13 protein-coding genes and 1 pseudogene are annotated in these 16138 nt (G+C 63.0%); 4 read left to right on the forward strand and 10 right to left on the reverse strand.

What is annotated here, in order from left to right; all coding sequences use genetic code 11:
* Position 1 precedes the first annotated feature (1 nt).
* Positions 2-1669: a vWA domain-containing protein gene (locus EB815_RS12965; RefSeq protein ID WP_056566066.1), complete on the forward strand. Its 1668-nt coding sequence runs from the start codon at positions 2-4 to the stop codon at positions 1667-1669.
* A 66-nt stretch (positions 1670-1735) separates the two neighbouring features.
* Here the strand turns inward: EB815_RS12965 and edd are convergent, their stop codons facing one another.
* The 3 genes from edd to zwf form a co-directional block, all read right to left on the reverse strand.
* Positions 1736-3559: a phosphogluconate dehydratase gene (edd, locus tag EB815_RS12970; RefSeq protein ID WP_056566349.1), complete on the reverse strand. Its 1824-nt coding sequence runs from the start codon at positions 3557-3559 to the stop codon at positions 1736-1738.
* Between the two features lie 69 nt (positions 3560-3628).
* On the reverse strand, positions 3629-4345 hold the full coding sequence (gene pgl, locus EB815_RS12975; protein WP_056566070.1) for a 6-phosphogluconolactonase: 717 nt from the start codon (positions 4343-4345) through the stop codon (positions 3629-3631).
* Positions 4327-5796, reverse strand: coding sequence for a glucose-6-phosphate dehydrogenase (gene zwf, locus EB815_RS12980; protein WP_056566073.1), 1470 nt, complete (start codon positions 5794-5796; stop codon positions 4327-4329). The genes pgl and zwf overlap by 19 nt, the downstream gene beginning before the upstream one ends.
* Before the next feature lie 309 nt (positions 5797-6105).
* Here zwf and EB815_RS12985 point away from each other — a divergent pair, with 309 nt between their 5' ends.
* Positions 6106-6852, forward strand: a complete 747-nt coding sequence (locus EB815_RS12985) for an SDR family oxidoreductase (RefSeq protein WP_056566352.1) — start codon at positions 6106-6108, stop codon at positions 6850-6852.
* Positions 6853-7040: 188 nt separating this feature from the next.
* On the opposite strand, the gene EB815_RS12990 is transcribed toward EB815_RS12985, so the two are convergent.
* The 4 genes and pseudogenes from EB815_RS12990 to EB815_RS13005 all read right to left on the reverse strand — a co-directional run bounded on the left by EB815_RS12990 (position 7041) and on the right by EB815_RS13005 (position 11263).
* Positions 7041-7892 carry an SH3 domain-containing protein gene (locus EB815_RS12990; protein WP_056566355.1) on the reverse strand — a complete coding sequence of 284 codons (852 nt, stop codon included), beginning with the start codon at positions 7890-7892 and terminating at the stop codon, positions 7041-7043.
* A gap of 379 nt (positions 7893-8271) precedes the next feature.
* Positions 8272-9558, reverse strand: coding sequence for an NAD(P)/FAD-dependent oxidoreductase (locus EB815_RS12995; protein ID WP_056566078.1), 1287 nt, complete (start codon positions 9556-9558; stop codon positions 8272-8274).
* Positions 9559-9655: 97 nt separating this feature from the next.
* Positions 9656-9757, reverse strand: a pseudogene (locus EB815_RS13000) (four helix bundle protein); the annotation flags it as partial.
* A 69-nt stretch (positions 9758-9826) separates the two neighbouring features.
* Entirely contained in the window at positions 9827-11263 is a 1437-nt protein-coding gene (locus EB815_RS13005) for a glutamine synthetase family protein (RefSeq protein WP_056566081.1), read from the reverse strand.
* A gap of 147 nt (positions 11264-11410) precedes the next feature.
* Here EB815_RS13005 and EB815_RS13010 point away from each other — a divergent pair, with 147 nt between their 5' ends.
* On the forward strand, positions 11411-12127 hold the full coding sequence (locus tag EB815_RS13010) for an HAD family hydrolase (RefSeq protein ID WP_056566084.1): 717 nt from the start codon (positions 11411-11413) through the stop codon (positions 12125-12127).
* An 11-nt stretch (positions 12128-12138) separates the two neighbouring features.
* On the opposite strand, the gene EB815_RS13015 is transcribed toward EB815_RS13010, so the two are convergent.
* From EB815_RS13015 to aceA, 3 genes are all read right to left on the reverse strand, one after another.
* Positions 12139-12582 (reverse strand): response regulator, encoded by a 444-nt coding sequence (locus EB815_RS13015; RefSeq protein ID WP_056566087.1) that lies wholly within the window; start codon positions 12580-12582, stop codon positions 12139-12141.
* 240 nt (positions 12583-12822) lie between these two features.
* A complete protein-coding gene (locus tag EB815_RS13020) occupies positions 12823-13065 on the reverse strand; it encodes an SMc00767 family acetate metabolism repressor (RefSeq protein WP_006202762.1) in 243 nt (80 codons plus the stop codon).
* Positions 13066-13122: 57 nt separating this feature from the next.
* Positions 13123-14412, reverse strand: a complete 1290-nt coding sequence (aceA, locus tag EB815_RS13025) for an isocitrate lyase (RefSeq protein ID WP_056566090.1) — start codon at positions 14410-14412, stop codon at positions 13123-13125.
* Positions 14413-14647: 235 nt separating this feature from the next.
* Here aceA and EB815_RS13030 point away from each other — a divergent pair, with 235 nt between their 5' ends.
* On the forward strand, positions 14648-16093 hold the full coding sequence (locus EB815_RS13030; RefSeq protein WP_056566094.1) for a helix-turn-helix domain-containing protein: 1446 nt from the start codon (positions 14648-14650) through the stop codon (positions 16091-16093).
* The last annotated feature ends 45 nt before the right edge of the window (positions 16094-16138 follow it).

The following is a 16138-nucleotide window of genomic DNA, read 5'->3' on the forward strand; positions in this document are numbered from 1 at the left end:
GATGGCGGGACTTGCACGGAGCATCGCTGCGGCGATCCTCCTTTTGTCGATGACGACGTTCGGCTTTGCCGCCAACAAGGTCATCATCATTCTCGATGCTTCCGGGTCGATGTGGGCGCAGATCGACGGCAAGCCCAAGCTCGAAATCGCCAGGGAATCGCTGAGGACCGTGCTCAAATCGGTTCCCGTCGACGACGAAATCGGCTTCATGGCCTATGGCCATCGCGAAAAAGGCAGCTGCGATGACATCCAGCTGATCGTGCCCCCCCAGGCGGGCTCGGCAAGCGCCATCACGGACGCCGCCGACAGTCTGAAATTCCTCGGCAAAACGCCGCTCACGGCGGCCGTCAAGCAGGCGGCCGAAGCGCTGAAATACACCGAGGACAAGGCGACCGTCGTCCTCATCACCGATGGGCTCGAAACCTGCGGCGGCGACCCGTGTGCGCTTGGCAAGGAACTCGAGGCGTCCGGCGTCGACTTCACCGCCGACGTCGTCGGCTTCGGCCTGACCGCCGATGAAGGCAAGCAGATCGCCTGCCTCGCCGACAACACCGGCGGCAAGTACATCCAGGCCTCCGACGAGAAGGCGCTGCAGGAAGCGCTGGTGGAGACCGTCGCGGCTCCCGAACCAGCCCCCGCGCCGGCTCCAGCACCAGCCCCGGCTCCCGCGCCTGAACCGAAAGCAGTCGAGGTCGACTACAATCTGATCCCGACAGCGTTGCTGAAGGAAGGTGGTCAGGCACCAAAGACCGACGTCTACTTCGAAATCTTCAAGGATGACGCCAAGGGAAGCGGCGGCGACCATGTCGACTCCGGCTACAACGTCGTCAAGTTCCATCTTGCTGCCGGCAATTACGTCGTCGTCGCCACCAGCGGCGCCGCCAAGGCCGAGCAGAAGGTCTCGCTGACGGCCGACAAGGCGACGGAGGTGGCGCTTGACCTGAATGCCGCGGAGATTTCCATCCATGCGCGGCCGGCCCCTGGGGCCGATGTCGACCGCAATGCGCAGATCAGCATCGCCTATCCCGGCGGCACGTCGGACAGCAATTACGGCGAGGTCAAGTACGTCGTTCCGGCCGGCGAGACCAAGGTCACGGTGAAGCTGGGAGCCGGCGAGGCGAGCGAGACCATGCAGTTAGTCGCCGGCCAGGTCGTCGACAAGGACATCATCGTCGGTGTCGGCAAGGCCAAGGCCAACGCTTTCTACACGCAGGGCGGAGAGAAAGCCGAAACCGATGTGGGTTGGAAGGTGTACAAGGCCGCCAAGAAGCTCGACGGTACCCGCGATCAGGTGACCTACGCCTACGGGCCCGATAGCCAGTTCGACCTGCCTCCGGGCGACTATGTGATGGGCGTCGATGTGCAGGCCGTGTCCACGGAACAGCCCTTCAGCGTGACGGTCGGGCAGATGACCGATGTCAACGTGACGCTGAACGCGGGCGTCCTGGCCGTCGACGCGCCCGGCGCGGATGGCTTCAAGATCTTTGAGGCCAAGAAGAACATCCAGGGCGAGCGCAAGCAGGTGACCTACGCCTATGGAGAGAAGATGCAGACCACGCTGGGGGCGGGCGACTACGTGCTCGTAACCAATTTCACCACCGACAAGGCCGACAAGGAAACACCCTTTACGGTCAAGGCCGGCGAGCGGAGTGAGCTCAAGGTCGAGTAGCAGCCAGCTGAACAAGCAAAAAGGGCGGCTCAAGGCCGCCCTTTTTGTTGAAAAACCAGAAGACGATCAGGCGGTTCCGAAGGCGCTGGCGCCGTGGTCGGCACGGCCCACCAACTGGCGGAAGCCGGCGAAAAGCTCGCGGCCAAAGCCGAACTCGTTGCCGATGAGATCGGCTTCGGCGGTACGGCGCAGCGCGAACTCGGTCCCCGGCACCAGCACTTCGAGCGTGCCGGCGTCGGCGTCCAGCCGGATGATGTCGCCGTCATGGAGCCTGGCGATCGGCCCGTCCTCGACCGCTTCCGGTGTCACATGGATCGCCGCCGGCACCTTGCCTGAGGCGCCCGACATGCGTCCGTCGGTGACCAGTGCGACGCGCTGGCCGCGATCCTGCAGGATGCCGAGCACGGTGGTCAATTTGTGCAATTCCGGCATGCCATTGGCCTTCGGACCCTGGAAGCGGATCACGGCGATGAAATCGCCGGTAAGTGTGCCGGCCTTGAACGCGTCGTTCAGGCCCTGCTGGCTGTCAAACACCTTGGCCGGCGCCTCGATGACACGTCGTTCCGGCTTGACGGCGGAAGTCTTGATGACAGCGTGGCCGAGATTGCCAGCCAGCACCTTCAGGCCGCCGGTCGGCTGGAAGGCCTTGCCGAATGGCGCCAGCACCTTTTCGTCGCCGCTGATACGCGGCGACGCCTCGCGCACCACGGAGCCATCGGCGCCGAGCTTTGCCTCGACAGCGTAGGGCCGCAGGCCTTCGCCCCACACCGTCTGCACGTCCTCGTGCAGGACGCCTTCGTCGAGCAACTCGCGAATCAGGAAGCCGAGCCCGCCGGCGGCGTGGAAATGGTTCACGTCGGCAAGCCCGTTCGGATAGACGCGCGCCAAGAGCGGCACCGCTTCCGAGAGGTCGGAAATGTCCTGCCAGGTCAGTGCGATGCCGGCCGCCGCCGCCATCGCGATCAAGTGGATCGTGTGGTTGGTCGAGCCGCCGGTTGCGTGCAGGCCGACGACGCCGTTGACGATCGAGCGCTCGTCGATCATCCGCCCGACCGGCGTATAGGCATTGCCGAGCGCGGTGATCGCCAACGCCCGCTTCGTAGCCTCGCGGGTCAGGGCCTCGCGCAAGGGCGTGCCGGGATTGACGAAGGAGGCGCCCGGCGTGTGCAGGCCCATGATCTCCATCAGCATCTGGTTGGAATTGGCCGTGCCATAGAAGGTGCAGGTGCCCGGCCCGTGGTAGGATTTGGACTCGGCTGCCAGAAGTTCGGCGCGTCCCGCCTTGCCCTCGGCATAGAGCTGGCGGACCTTGGCCTTTTCATCGTTGGGCAGGCCTGTCGTCATCGGCCCGGCCGGGATGAACACAGCGGGCAGATGGCCGAAGGTCAGCGCCGCGATCACCAGGCCCGGTACGATCTTGTCGCAGACGCCGAGAAAGACGGCGGCGTCGAACATGTTGTGGGACAGGCCGACCGCCGCGGCCATGGCGATCACGTCGCGTGAAAATAGCGACAGCTCCATGCCGGGCTGGCCTTGTGTCACCCCATCGCACATCGCCGGCACGCCACCGGCCACCTGGGCGATGCCGCCGGCCTCGCGGGCCGCTTCCTTGATCAGGGCAGGGTAGGTCTCGAAAGGCTGATGCGCCGAAAGCATGTCATTGTAGGAGGTGATGATGCCGAGATTGGGCACCTTGTCGGCACCGAGCGCCAGCTTTTCCGAGGGACTGCAGACCGCAAAGCCGTGGGCGAGGTTGCCGCAGGACAGCACCGAGCGGTTGGCGGTCTGGTTCGACGCTTCGGCGATACGGCCGAGATAGCGCTCGCGGCCCGGTCTGGAGCGCTGGCGGATACGCTCGGTGATGGCTTCGATGTCGCGTCTTGCGGTCATGGCGGTCGGTCCTTTCAGGCGAGGTCCCGGAAACATCCTCCCGCAATTGCCGGGACCACTAACGTAAAATCAGGGCGCCCAGAAAACCTCTACGGGCCTGGGTGCGGCGTCGAGCACGGCACGGATCGGCTTTCGCGGTCCGGGCGCGACCGCGCCGTCGAAGGCGGTGCGCTTGTCCTCGCCCTCGATGTGCAGCGCGATGAAGCCGGCATCGATGACGCGCGCGAGCGTCAGAGTCAGCCGCGGTTCGCCCGCGCTGGCCGCATGAACCGGCAGGATGATCCTGTCGGAGGCCGGGTCGAGCAGCCTTGCCAGATCGTCGGCATCGGGAAAGAACGAGGCCGTGTGGCCGTCCGGCCCCATGCCGAGCACCACGACGTCGAGCGGCCAGGGCAGGGATCGCAGTGCCGCATCGTCGGATGCGGCGACATCCTCGATGCCTGATGCCTCATGGTAGAGCGGCACGAAGCGTGCTGCCTTGGCCGCGTTCTGCAACAGATTGGCGGCCACCAGCCCGGCATTGGAACGCGGCGAGGAGGCCGGCACGAAACGCTCGTCGACGAGCGTCACGATCACCTTGTCCCAGGCGATCGGCGCCACCGAAAGCGCGGCAAAGAACTTTCCCGGCGTCGTACCGCCGGAGACCGCCAGCACTGCCGTGCCGCGTTCGGCTATCGCCTTGGTCAGGCGATCGGCCACACGGCCGGCCAGTGCCGCCGCCAGATGCGGACGGTCTGGGAAAGCGTTCCAGTTGTAACTGGCGCTGTTCAATTGCTCTCGTGCCATGTCCGCCCATCACGTTCGATCAGCGCTATCGAGGCCGACGGCCCCCAGGTGCCTGCCGTGTAGCCCTGTGCTTCCTGCTTGGCGCCTTCCCAGGCATTCTGAATCGGGTCGATCCACTTCCATGCCGCCTCGACTTCGTCCCGGCGCATGAACAGCGTCTGGTTGCCGCGGATGACATCCATGATCAGCCGTTCATAGGCATCGGGCGCACGGCCATCGAAGGATTGCGCAAAGCTCATGTCGAGCGAGATCTGGCGCAGCCGCATGCCGCCCGGGCCCGGATCCTTGATCATGATGAACTGCTTGACGCCTTCATCGGGCTGCAGGCGGATGACCAGCTGGTTGGCGAAGATCGGTCCGGCGCTGTCGCCGAAGATCGAGTGCGGGATCGGCTTGAACTCGATGACGATCTCCGAAACCCGGGTCGCCAGCCGCTTGCCGGTCCTGAGGTAGAACGGAACGCCCGCCCAGCGCCAGGTGCCGATCTCGGCCTTGATGGCGACGAAGGTCTCGGTGTTGCTGTCCTTGCCGAGCTCCTCGACATAGCCCTTCACCGGCCCGCCGGCGGACGCACCGGCGCGGTACTGGCCGCGCACCGTGTGTTTCGGCGCCTCGTTGCCGTTGATGCGTTTCAGTGCCCGCAGCACCTTCAGCTTCTCGTCGCGCACGGCGTCCGCGTCCATCGACGACGGCGCCTCCATGGCGACGAGGCAGAGCAGCTGCAGCATGTGGTTCTGCACCATGTCGCGCAGCGCGCCGGCCTTGTCGTAATAGGTGACGCGGTCTTCCAGGCCGACCGTCTCGGCGACCGTGATCTGCACATGGTCGATATGGGCGGAGTTCCACAGCGGCTCGTAAAGCGCGTTGGCGAAGCGCAACGCCATCAGGTTCTGCACCGTCTCCTTGCCGAGATAGTGATCGATGCGAAAGATCTGGCTCTCGTGGAAATCGTCGCCGACCAAATCGTTGAGCGCCTGCGCCGAGGCAAGGTCGCGGCCGATCGGCTTCTCCAGCACAATGCGTGAGTTCGACGTGATCAGCTTGTGCTCTTTGAGCTTATGCGAGATATCGCCGAACAGCGCCGGCGCAACGGCGAGGTAAAAGGCGCGGATGCTGTCGCTCTCGCCGATCGCCTTTTTCAGTTTGTCGAAGCCCGCACCGCTCGTCGCATCGGCCGGGACGTAGGAAAGCCGTGCCAGGAAGGTCTTCAGCTCCTTGGCGTCGATATCGGCCGGCTTGACGTGATCGGAGATCGCCTGGCTGGCGAAGGCCCGGAACTCCTCGTCGCTCATCTTCGAGCGCGAGGTGCCGATGATGCGCGTCGGCTCGGAGAATTGATGGTCGCGCTGGCGGTAGTAGAGCGACGGCAGCAGCTTGCGTTCCGACAGGTCGCCGGTGCCGCCGAAAATGATGAAGTCGAAAGGGTCGACGGGGATGATCTGGCTGGTCATGGTCTGTCCGCTTTGACGCCGGTCGCGAGTACGCGGCTGATATATTCTAATCGATTTAAATTTTCCAGTGCCATGGTGTCACATCAAGGACCAATCGCACGATATTGATTGGGTCCACATGTGCCCTTGACACTGGCGCTTGCCGGAGGCTTGTCGGTGGACGAAGACCCCGGAAGCTTTCGCAGTTGCAGCATAGAACGTGAATGTGACGAAAGCTAAGGGAGAAATGGCGCTCCGTCTGTTGCCGCATGGGCCATGGCGGTCGGCCGCTTTATTAATTCCTGGAAGACATCGATGAGCGGGAAAAGCATGCGTCTGGAAAACAAGGTTGCCGTCATCACCGGCGCCGCATCGGGATTTGGCGAAGGCATGGCCAAGCGCTTCGCGCAAGAAGGCGCCAGGGTGGTTGTCGCCGATCTCAATGCCAAGGGCGCGGAGCGCGTCGCCAATGAAATCGGCGAGGCGGCGATCTGGACGCAGACCGACGTTTCGCTGCGCTCCGAATTCGACGAGATGGTCTATGCCGCAAAAAGCGCCTTCGGCCGCATCGACATCATGGTCAACAATGCCGGTTACACCCATCGCAACGGCGACATGCTCAAGGTCGACGAGGACACTTTCGACCTGATTACCGCTGTCAATATGAAGGCGATCTATCACGCGGCCCTTGCCGTGGTGCCGATCATGGACCGGCAAGGCGGTGGCGTCATCCTGACCACGGCCTCCACCGCGGGCCTGCGGCCGCGGCCCGGCCTCACCTGGTACAATGCCTCGAAAGGCTGGGCGATCACCGCCGCCAAATCGATGGCGGTGGAACTGGCGCCCAAGAACATCCGTGTCAACTGTCTCTGCCCGGTCGCCGGTGAAACCGGCATGCTGGAGAAGTTCATGGGCGCCGACACCCCAGAGATCCGCGAGACATTCCGTGCCTCGATCCCGCTCGGCCGGCTTTCGACCCCGCTCGATATCGCCAACGCCGCACTCTGGCTGGCATCGGATGAAGCCGCCTTCATCACCGGCGTGGCGCTGGAGGTCGATGGCGGCCGCTGCATCTGATGCAACGCAAATCGGCGCGTCGCCTGCAACGTTTCCGGCGGCTCTTCATCCGATGAGCTTGTATCGATCAGGCTGCGGAGAAATCCGGAGCGACTTGAGACGTCGAGCGCGGCGCCATCGCGCCCTGCAGGCTCACAAGTAGCAAGGCAGGAGGCGTCGCTTTGGGTGGTCGCCTGGCGGTTTAAACCTCAGGTGCCGGGCTTGATGTAGCTCTTGTAGACCCAGCCGTGCTTGCCGTTGTAGACAATCTCGCACCACTGCTTGCAGCCCATCAATTGCACCGAAGTCCGGGCAGGCACGGTGTCGATGGGAGTAGCGCCCTTCTTCGGAGCATTGCGCATGGTCACAGCCCGCAGGACGCGGCCGGTGCCTGCCGCCGCCACTTTTCGCGGCTTCGCCTTGGCCGCGCCATCGTCGCCTTGTGCATTCGCGGGTTTTTGTTCCGGCACTTGCGGCTGCGTCTCAGGGATGGCGGCGGTCCGCGCGCCATCGGGCTTGCCGACATTCGCGGCCGGCGCCGGCGCGGCAACCTTGGCAAGCTCGTTAACGGCATCGGTGCTGGTTGACGGCTGCGCGAACGCCACTGCCTTGCCCGCCGCCGCAGCCTGTTTGGCCGTTTGATTGGGGGCAGTGGAGTCGGAAGCGGGCTTCGGCTGTGCCTCGGTCCAGCGGGGATCGTTGGCCGCAAGCGCCTGTATGCTTGCTTTTGCTGGCGCCACGGTCGATGAAACCTGGTCGGACTTGCGGGCCGGCACGACCGCCGCGGCCACCGTGGTTCCGCCAGGGACGATCTTCGTCGTCTTTACCGGAGTGGCCGGAATGCTCTGTTCCGGGCTGGCGGCTGCCTGCCGCTCGCTCGTCGGCAATGCCAGCCAGAGCGCCACCGCGGCGACGCCAAGCAGCGCGGCGGTGCCGACCGCGGCAATCACCAGATGCGAGTTCGAACGGACTTCCTGCCAGAAGGACGGCCGCATGTCGTATCCAAACTGCATGGCAAAGCGCCGACGTTCCGGCGCACCGAAACTGAAGGGCTCTCTCACTCTCACCACCTCCATAAGCGGGCCAATGTTCTTTCGATCGGTGCCGGAAGTCCGGCGTCCGATCGGCATCGGTCCCAAAATCAACGCGGGCAAGCCCGCAGCAATCCCCGAATAGTCGCCCAGAAGCGGGAACCTTTCACCCGCGATTGTGGCATCAGTACGCCATTATAAGGGATTCTGCCCCTTTGCCGGCATTTACGCAATGTGCCGCTAGGGCAACAAATGTTACAATGAATATTACAATATTACATCAGATCGTGACGGCGATCCGATCCCGTCCGAACTGCGTCGCGCCGAAACGGGTTCAGCGACGCGCTTCAAGCCTTCTTTTCGCGGATGTTGTTCTCCCAAACCGCGGAGCCAGCTTGGGGGACATTCACTAAACCCTGTCGCGAAGCGCGAACCAGTTGAGCGCCAGGAAAAGCAGGGGCGTACGGAAACGGCGGCCGCCTGGAAATGGCGGAATTTTCAGGTCCTCGATAAGCTTCAGCCGGTCGCGGTTGCCGGCAACTGTCTCGGCATAGAGTTTGCCGAAGAAGTTCGACAGCATGACGCCGTGGCCTGAATAGCCGCCAGCCGAGATCACATTGGGCATCACTTCGCGCACGAACGGTTTCCTTGGCACCGTGATGCCGACATAGCCGCCCCAGCCATGGGTGATCTCGATATCCTTCAATGCCGGATAGAGCTCCGCGATCTGACGGCGGATATGGATGTGGATGTCCTTGGGGTCGTTGACGCCATAGACTTCGCGTCCCCCGAACAACAGCCGTCCATCCCTCGACTTGCGGAAATAGCGCACGACAAAGCGGGAATCGTCGACCGCTTCGCCGCCGGGCAGCACTTTCAAATCCGCCCCCAAAGGCACGGTCGCGCCGATGAAGGAGCCGATCGGCATGATGTGCGCGGCACTCACCGGTTCGAGCGCGCCGCCATAGGCGTTGACCGCGATCAGGCATTTCTGCGCCGTCACGGTGCCTCTTGGCGTCGAAACCCTGACCTTGCCGCCGGTCGAAACGATGCCGGTCGATGGCGTTCCCTCGAACAGCTGCGCGCCCGCCTGCGCCGCCACCCGCGCCGTGCCGATCACCAGTTTCATGGGATGGATATGGCCGGTGCCGGTGTCGCGTGTACCGCCGAAATAGGCGGTCGAACCAAGCCGCTCCGCCGTCTCCTTGGCATCCATGAAAGAGATATGCGGGTAGGAGAAACGGCTGGCCATGATCTCCGCATGCGCCTTGTAGTCGTCGACATAGCGAGGCTTGTGCGCCACGGAGAGCTGGCCCGGCATATAATCGATATCGATCTGGTTGGCGGCGGCGAATTCGATGAGATGCGCCTTCGCCTCCTCGGCAAGATCGAACAAAGCCTTGGCACGGGACAAGCCGTACTCCGCTTCCAGGTCTTCGGCCCAGGCGCGCTGGCCGGTGCCGAGCTGCCCCCCATTGCGTCCGGAAGCGCCGTCGCCGAAGCGATACGCCTCGATCAGGACGACATTGGTTCCAGCCTTGGCCAGATGTGTCGCCGCCGACAGCCCGGTAAAGCCGCCGCCGATAATGACGACATCGCAGGCCCGGTCGCCGTCGAGCGCCGGGTATTCGGGTCTAGGTCCCGCCGTGTCTTCATACCATGAGCGGCCGGGAGAAATGGGGGATTGGTAAGGCATGGTGCTCACGGGGAATAGGGGAATAGGGGAATAGGGGAATAGGGGAATAGGGCAGTAGGGTGAACCTATTCAGGGAACAATTTGCGGATCAGAAGCCGGGCACGGAGGTGGCTGCCCTGCGCAACTGAGCTGTCAATCCATAGATCTCTTCTTTGGGCCAAGCTCTTGTCGCTTCGTAGATTGATACAGCCAGGTCCATTGCCTGCTGCCAGACGATCAAATCTCTGTACGATTCGATCTTCGCCACCGTCTGTCACCCCCTACTCCCCTAAACATTCAGCAACAAATACTCCCGCTCCCACGGGCTGATCACTTCCATGAAGGTCTCGAATTCCGCCCTCTTGATCGCTGCATAGGTGGCGGCGAAGGACTTGCCCAGCAATGCGCAAAGCTCCTCATCGCCCTCGAACAGGTCGACGGCTTCAAGCAGGCTGCGTGGCAGGTCGATCTCGTCCGCATTGGCGGTCGTCAGCACCGGAGGCTCGGCCTTGATCTTCCGGGTGATGCCGATCAGCCCGCAGGCAAGCGATGCCGCCAGCGCCAGATAGGGATTGGCGTCGGAGGACGGGATGCGGTTCTCGACGCGTCGCGCCGCAGGGTCGGAGCGTGGCACGCGGAACGCGGTGGTGCGGTTGTCATAGCCCCATTTGTTGTTGACCGGGGCCGAAGCCGCCTGCGTCAGCCGACGGTAGGAATTGACATAGGGCGCGAACATCACCAGCGCGTTCGGCACGTGCTTTTGCATGCCGCCGATGAAATGGAAGAACTCCGGGGTTTCCGAGCCGTCCTCGGCCGAAAAGATGTTCCTGCCTGTCTTCTTGTCGACGATCGACTGATGGATGTGCATGGCCGAACCCGGTTGGCCCTGGATCGGCTTGGCCATGAAGGTCGCGTAGATTTCATGCTTGAGCGCGGCTTCGCGAATGGTGCGCTTGAACATGAACACCTGGTCGGCGAGTTCGATCGGGTCGCCATGGCGCAGATTGATCTCGAGCTGACCGGCGCCCTCCTCGTGAATGAGCGTGTCGATCTCCAGGCCCTGGCTTTCGGAGAAATGGTAGATGTCGTCGATCAGTTCGTCGAACTCGTTGACGCCGGCGATCGAATAGCCGGCGCCGCCGCCGATTGCGCGCCCCGAGCGGCCGACGGGCGGGGTCAGCGGATAGTCCGGGTCCGGATTCTTGCGCACCAGGTAGAATTCGATCTCGGGCGCCACCACCGGCCTCAGCCCAAGCTTGTCGTAGGCTGCAAGCACGCGCTTCAACACATTGCGCGGCGTGAATTCGACCGAGCGTCCGTCCTGGTGGACGAGGTCGCAGATGACGGCCGCCGTCGGGTCTTCTTCCCACGGCACCACCGTCAGTGTCGAAAGATCCGGCATCAATTTGAGGTCGCCATCATCCTCGGGATAGTGGAAGCCGTTGCCATCTTCGGGATAGCCGCCTGAAATCGTCGTCATGAAGACGGCCGAAGGCAGCGCCAGCGAGGTGTTGGAGGTGAATTTCTTCGACGGCATCATCTTGCCGCGTGCCACGCCAGCCTGATCAGGCGTGATGCATTCGATATCCTCGATGCCACGCCATTCCAGCCATTCGCTGACTTCCTTCCAGTTCTTCACACCACGCAGGTTTTTCACGAAGGCAGGCGTGCGCGCTCGTCCTCCGCGGCTCGACGGACGGACTTCCTTTTTTGCAGGCGGCATCATTCACCAGATTGGGTTGCGGATTTCGGAGTATAGCCGTGCCCCACTGTGGAAGGGAAGGGGAGCCGCTGCCGGCATTTGCCGCCGCGGTTGAAAATCGCACCCGGCTCGGCTTAGGCTCGGCCCGTCCCTGAACTCAAGAACTCGACGATGCGAACCAGTAGCGAAGTGACCACGATAGGCTTCGACGCCGACGACACGCTTTGGCAGAACGAACAGTTCTTCCGCATGACGGAGAAGCGCTTCGCCGCCATGCTTGCCGACCATGGCGAGGAGAAACAGATTTCGGCCCGATTGCTCGAAGCCGAACGGCGCAACCTTGCCGTTTATGGTTTCGGCATCAAGGGATTTACGTTGTCGATGGTCGAGACGGCGATCGAGGTCACCGACGGACGGGTCCCGGCTTCGGTCATAGCGCGGATCCTCGATGCCGGCCGCGAGATGCTGGCCCACCCGATCGAGGTCTTGCCGCATGTGCGTGAGACGGTGGAGAAGCTCGCCGGCGTGTACCGCCTCGTGATGATCACCAAGGGCGATCTCTTCGACCAGGAGCGCAAGCTGGCTGGCTCCGGCCTCGGTGACCTGTTCGATGCGGTCGAGATCGTCAGCGACAAGAACGCCGCGACTTATGCCCGCCTCTTCAGCCGCCACGGCGACGGTCCGGCAAAGAGCATGATGGTGGGCAATTCGCTGAAGTCGGACGTGGTGCCGGCCATCGAGGCCGGCGGCTGGGGTGTCCATGTGCCGCACGAACTGACCTGGGTGCTCGAGCATGTCGAGGCGCCGGTCGCCGACCCGCGATTCCGCCAGATATCCAACCTTGGGCAATTGCCCGAACTGATACAAAGCATCACGAAGCGAGATTGATCGCGCCTTGGTTAGCGGCTGATCAGGCGATCGATGACCGGTTGCAGCCGTTCGGGCGTGATCGGCTTCGCGACCACGACGTCGATCACGCTCGGCAGGCCCAGGCTTTCCGGCGTGCCGTTCTTGGTTGAAAGCAGGATGACGGGAGGAAGCGATTTGCCCGACGCCCGCCGCAACGTTTCGATGCCGGACATCAGATTGTCGCAGTCCTTGTTGTCCGCGCCGCCGTCCAGGACAATCACGCTCGGCACAAGTGTTCGCAAGGTCTTCGCCGCCATGTCAGGCGATTCCGAGATTGGCCTGAGCCCGGATCGCTCGACGATCTTCGACACCACCACACGATTGATCGGCGATTTCCCGACAACAAGCACTTGCGAGGGACTGCGGATCGTTTCGGCGCTTGAACCCTGGGTCACCAGATTCGGATGTTTCGCGGTCTCCCCCTCGCTACTCACTGGGCACCCAAGTCGGCCAAAAGCTCGCCCCTATTTCAATGCAGAGTTGAAATCTGGGTGACAATTGGCGTGAGATCGCACTCCATGTCAAGTTGAAATAAAAGAGCTTGGAGACGCCTCCCCCAACAGTGGAGTCAAGCAATAGTACTGTACTGTCCTGTCCATGGATTGGTTGCATAAAAATAAAATTCACCTGCGCATCCGCTGCGCAGGTGAGAGGTCGGTTGCAACGATTGCCGGTCAGCCATGACTCTGCTGTGTGACGATTACCGGGATCAGAAGATCGCCCCAATTGCCATCGCCGCCATGGTGCCTGGCCGAGCGCACCAGCTCCACCGAGACGCCCGCCTCGACCGCCTTCATCACCGACTGGTTCAGTCTGTGCAGATCGTTGGCGAGCATGCGGATCGTCGCCTGCTGGTCGACGCTCATCGTGGTCGATTGCTCTTCCGCCCGTTCCTTGACGCGGCTTATCGATGCCATTGGTCTTCTCCTGTTTCTGAAGCCCTGCTGGGCGTTTCCTCGGTATTTTCCGAGCCGCTATTCGGCGGCCGGTTTGAATTGTGCGTGTTCGGTCGATTCATGCATGGCGGTGGTCGACGACTTGCCGCCGGTGATCGCCATCGACACGGCGTCGAAATAGCCGGTGCCGACCTCACGCTGGTGCTTCGTGGCGGTGTAGCCATTGGCCTCCGCGGCGAACTCGGCTTCCTGCAACTCGGAATAGGCTGCCATCTGCCGCGCCTTGTAGCCACGCGCCAGCTCGAACATTCCGTAGTTTAGCTGGTGGAAGCCGGCCAGCGTGATGAACTGGAACTTGTAGCCCATGGCGCCGAGTTCCTTCTGGAACTTCGCGATCGTCGCGTCGTCGAGATTCTTCTTCCAGTTGAACGAGGGCGAACAATTATAGGCGAGCAGCTTGCCTGGATGATGCTTGCGCACTCCCTCGGCGAATTTCTTGGCCTGCGCCAGGTCCGGCTTGGAGGTTTCGCACCAGATCAGGTCAGCGTACGGCGCATAGGCGACGGCCCGCGCGATGCAGGGCTCGATGCCGTTCCTGACCTGGTAGAAGCCTTCCACCGTGCGCCCGGCATCGTAGTCGACGAAGAGCTGGTCGCGCTCGTCGATATCGGATGTCAGAAGCTTGGCGGCTTCCGCATCGGTGCGCGCCACGACGAGCGTCGGCGTGCCCATCACGTCGGCCGCGAGCCGCGCGGCGTTGAGGTTGCGGATATGCGCGGCTGTCGGGATCAGAACCTTGCCGCCGAGATGGCCGCACTTCTTTTCCGATGCCAGCTGGTCCTCGTAATGGACGCCGGCGGCACCCGCCTCGATGAACGCCTTCATGATCTCGAAGGCGTTGAGCGGTCCGCCGAAGCCGGCTTCCGCGTCGGCGACGATCGGAGCGAACCAGGTCTCGACCGAGAGCCCGTTGCCCTCGGAGGTCTCGATCTGGTCGGCGCGCTGCAGCGTCCGGTTGATGCGCTTGACCAGCTCCGGCGCTGCATTGGCCGGGTAAAGCGACTGGTCGGGATACATCGCCGAGGCGGTGTTGGCGTCTGCCGCGACCTGCCAGCCCGATAGATAGATCGCCTTCAGCCCGGCGCGCACCTGCTGCATCGCCTGGTTGCCGGACATGGCGCCGAGCGCGTTGACGAAATCCTCCTCGTGGATCAGCTTCCACAGCCGGTTGGCACCCATTTCGGCAAGGCTCTGACGAATCTGGACCGAACCGCGCAGCCGCTTCACATCCTCCGGCGAATAGGGGCGTTCAATACCGTCGAAGCGACCTTCCGGCGCCGAGGGAACGAGGTTGTAAAAATCAGTCATGAGTCACTCCGAAGGATTGCTGTACTTTGTCCGCGCACCAATCTTTGGCGAGCTGCGATGTGACTGACTTTACATTGCGGCGCAAAATCTCCCAGAAAAATCAGCAATCATAGTCGCAGATAAGGGAAAACCTGTGTTGCGTTTGACAGAAGGCTGTTGTAAATTTGTCATGTTTGTAAACTGGTGAGGATCGAATTATCGCGGATGCCGTGTAAATTTCTGTCAAGGGCAGTCGATGGCTGACCAGAAGATCTTCGCGGGGCCGCGCATTCGCCGCATCCGCAATGCCAAGGGCCTCACCCAGACGGCGATGGCCGAGGGGCTCGGCATCTCGCCGTCCTATCTCAACCTTATCGAGCGCAACCAGCGGCCGCTGACGGTGCAGCTGATCCTCAAGTTGGCCTCCGTCTACAAGGTCGATCCGCACGAGCTGCAGGGCGAGGCAAGAGGGTCGGTCGCGGCCTTGAAGGAGGTGTTCACCGATCCGCTGCTGGTCGGCGAATTGCCGGGAGATCAGGAGCTGATCGAACTTGCCGAGGCGGCGCCCAATGCGTCGGCCGCGGTGATAAAACTATTCCGCGCCTATCGCGAGCAGGCCGAGCGGCTGTCCGACCTCAACGAGCTTCTGGCGCGCGAGGGCCGGGCGACGGCGCTTTCGGGCGCCCGTTTGCCGATCGACGAGGTGCACGAGACCTTCGAGCGGCGGCCGAACCATTTTACCGCACTCGAGGAGGAGGCGGAGGCGTTCACCGCGGTCCTTGATCCCGGCGATGACCTGTTCGGTGCCTTGAAGGCCTGGCTGAAGCGCGAATACGGCATCGTCGTCAAGGTGCTGCCGGTCGCCACAATGCCGAATTGGCGCCGCCGCTACGATCGCCATTCGCAGCGCCTGTTCCTGTCGGAGCGGCTGTCGCCGTTCGACCAGTTGCGCGAAGTGGCGATGGAAGCCTGCCTGATCCGCATGACGGTCGTGGTCGCCGGTCAGATCCAGGCGCTCAAGCTGAGCACGGACGAAGCCCGTCGCCTTGCCCGCTTCGAACTCGGTCGCTATGCCGCGCATGCGCTGATGATGCCCTATCAGGCCTTTCATGGGGCGGCCGTCCGCGCGCGCTACGACATCGACGTCCTTCGCTCACGCTTCGGCGTCTCCTTCGAGCAGGCGGCGAACCGGCTGACGATGCTGCAGCGGCAGGGCGCACCTGGTGTGCCGTTCTTCATGCTGGAGGTCGACAATGCGGGTAACCGCTTCCGCAGGGCCGGCAGCCAGGGCTTTCCGCATAGCCGCTTCGGCGGCGGCTGTCCGAAGCTGCCCGTGCACGTCGCTTTCACCCAGCCCGGCCAAGTTTTCGTCGAAGCGGTGGAAATGCCCGATGGCGCCGAATTCCTGTGCCTTGCCCGCACGCTGGAGGGGCCGCAGGGCGCATTCTCGGAGCGTCCGCGCCGCACTGCGCTGCTGCTCGGTTGCGACATCGGCTTTCGCGACGACATCGTCTATGGCGCGGCGCTGCCCGGCGCGGCCGCCGGAAAGTCGGGAACAGGCGCCGTCGTGGCGACGCCGGTCGGACCCGCCTGCCGGCTTTGCGAGCGTGTCGGCTGCCTGGCGCGTGCCGAACCGCCGGTGACGCGCCCGCTCGGCCTCGACGAGATGGTGACGGGCCTGAGCGCTTTCGACTTCCAGTAACGCGGCGGCAGAGGTGCCACAATCGTCGCCTGTGTCTGGATCACC

This window comes from Mesorhizobium loti (assembly GCF_013170705.1).
Lineage (GTDB): Bacteria > Pseudomonadota > Alphaproteobacteria > Rhizobiales > Rhizobiaceae > Mesorhizobium > Mesorhizobium loti_D.

Excerpts from the sequence above, each read along its gene's own strand:
- EB815_RS12965 (WP_056566066.1), top strand. The coding sequence starts at position 2 with ATGGCGGGACTTGCACGGAGCATCGCTGCGGCGATCCTCCTTTTGTCG.
- edd (WP_056566349.1), bottom strand. The coding sequence starts at position 3,559 with ATGACCGCAAGACGCGACATCGAAGCCATCACCGAGCGTATCCGCCAG.
- pgl (WP_056566070.1), bottom strand. The coding sequence starts at position 4,345 with ATGGCACGAGAGCAATTGAACAGCGCCAGTTACAACTGGAACGCTTTC.
- zwf (WP_056566073.1), bottom strand. The coding sequence starts at position 5,796 with ATGACCAGCCAGATCATCCCCGTCGACCCTTTCGACTTCATCATTTTC.
- EB815_RS12985 (WP_056566352.1), top strand. The coding sequence starts at position 6,106 with ATGCGTCTGGAAAACAAGGTTGCCGTCATCACCGGCGCCGCATCGGGA.
- EB815_RS12995 (WP_056566078.1), bottom strand. The coding sequence starts at position 9,558 with ATGCCTTACCAATCCCCCATTTCTCCCGGCCGCTCATGGTATGAAGAC.
- EB815_RS13005 (WP_056566081.1), bottom strand. The coding sequence starts at position 11,263 with ATGATGCCGCCTGCAAAAAAGGAAGTCCGTCCGTCGAGCCGCGGAGGA.
- EB815_RS13010 (WP_056566084.1), top strand. The coding sequence starts at position 11,411 with ATGCGAACCAGTAGCGAAGTGACCACGATAGGCTTCGACGCCGACGAC.
- EB815_RS13020 (WP_006202762.1), bottom strand. The coding sequence starts at position 13,065 with ATGGCATCGATAAGCCGCGTCAAGGAACGGGCGGAAGAGCAATCGACC.
- aceA (WP_056566090.1), bottom strand. The coding sequence starts at position 14,412 with ATGACTGATTTTTACAACCTCGTTCCCTCGGCGCCGGAAGGTCGCTTC.
- EB815_RS13030 (WP_056566094.1), top strand. The coding sequence starts at position 14,648 with ATGGCTGACCAGAAGATCTTCGCGGGGCCGCGCATTCGCCGCATCCGC.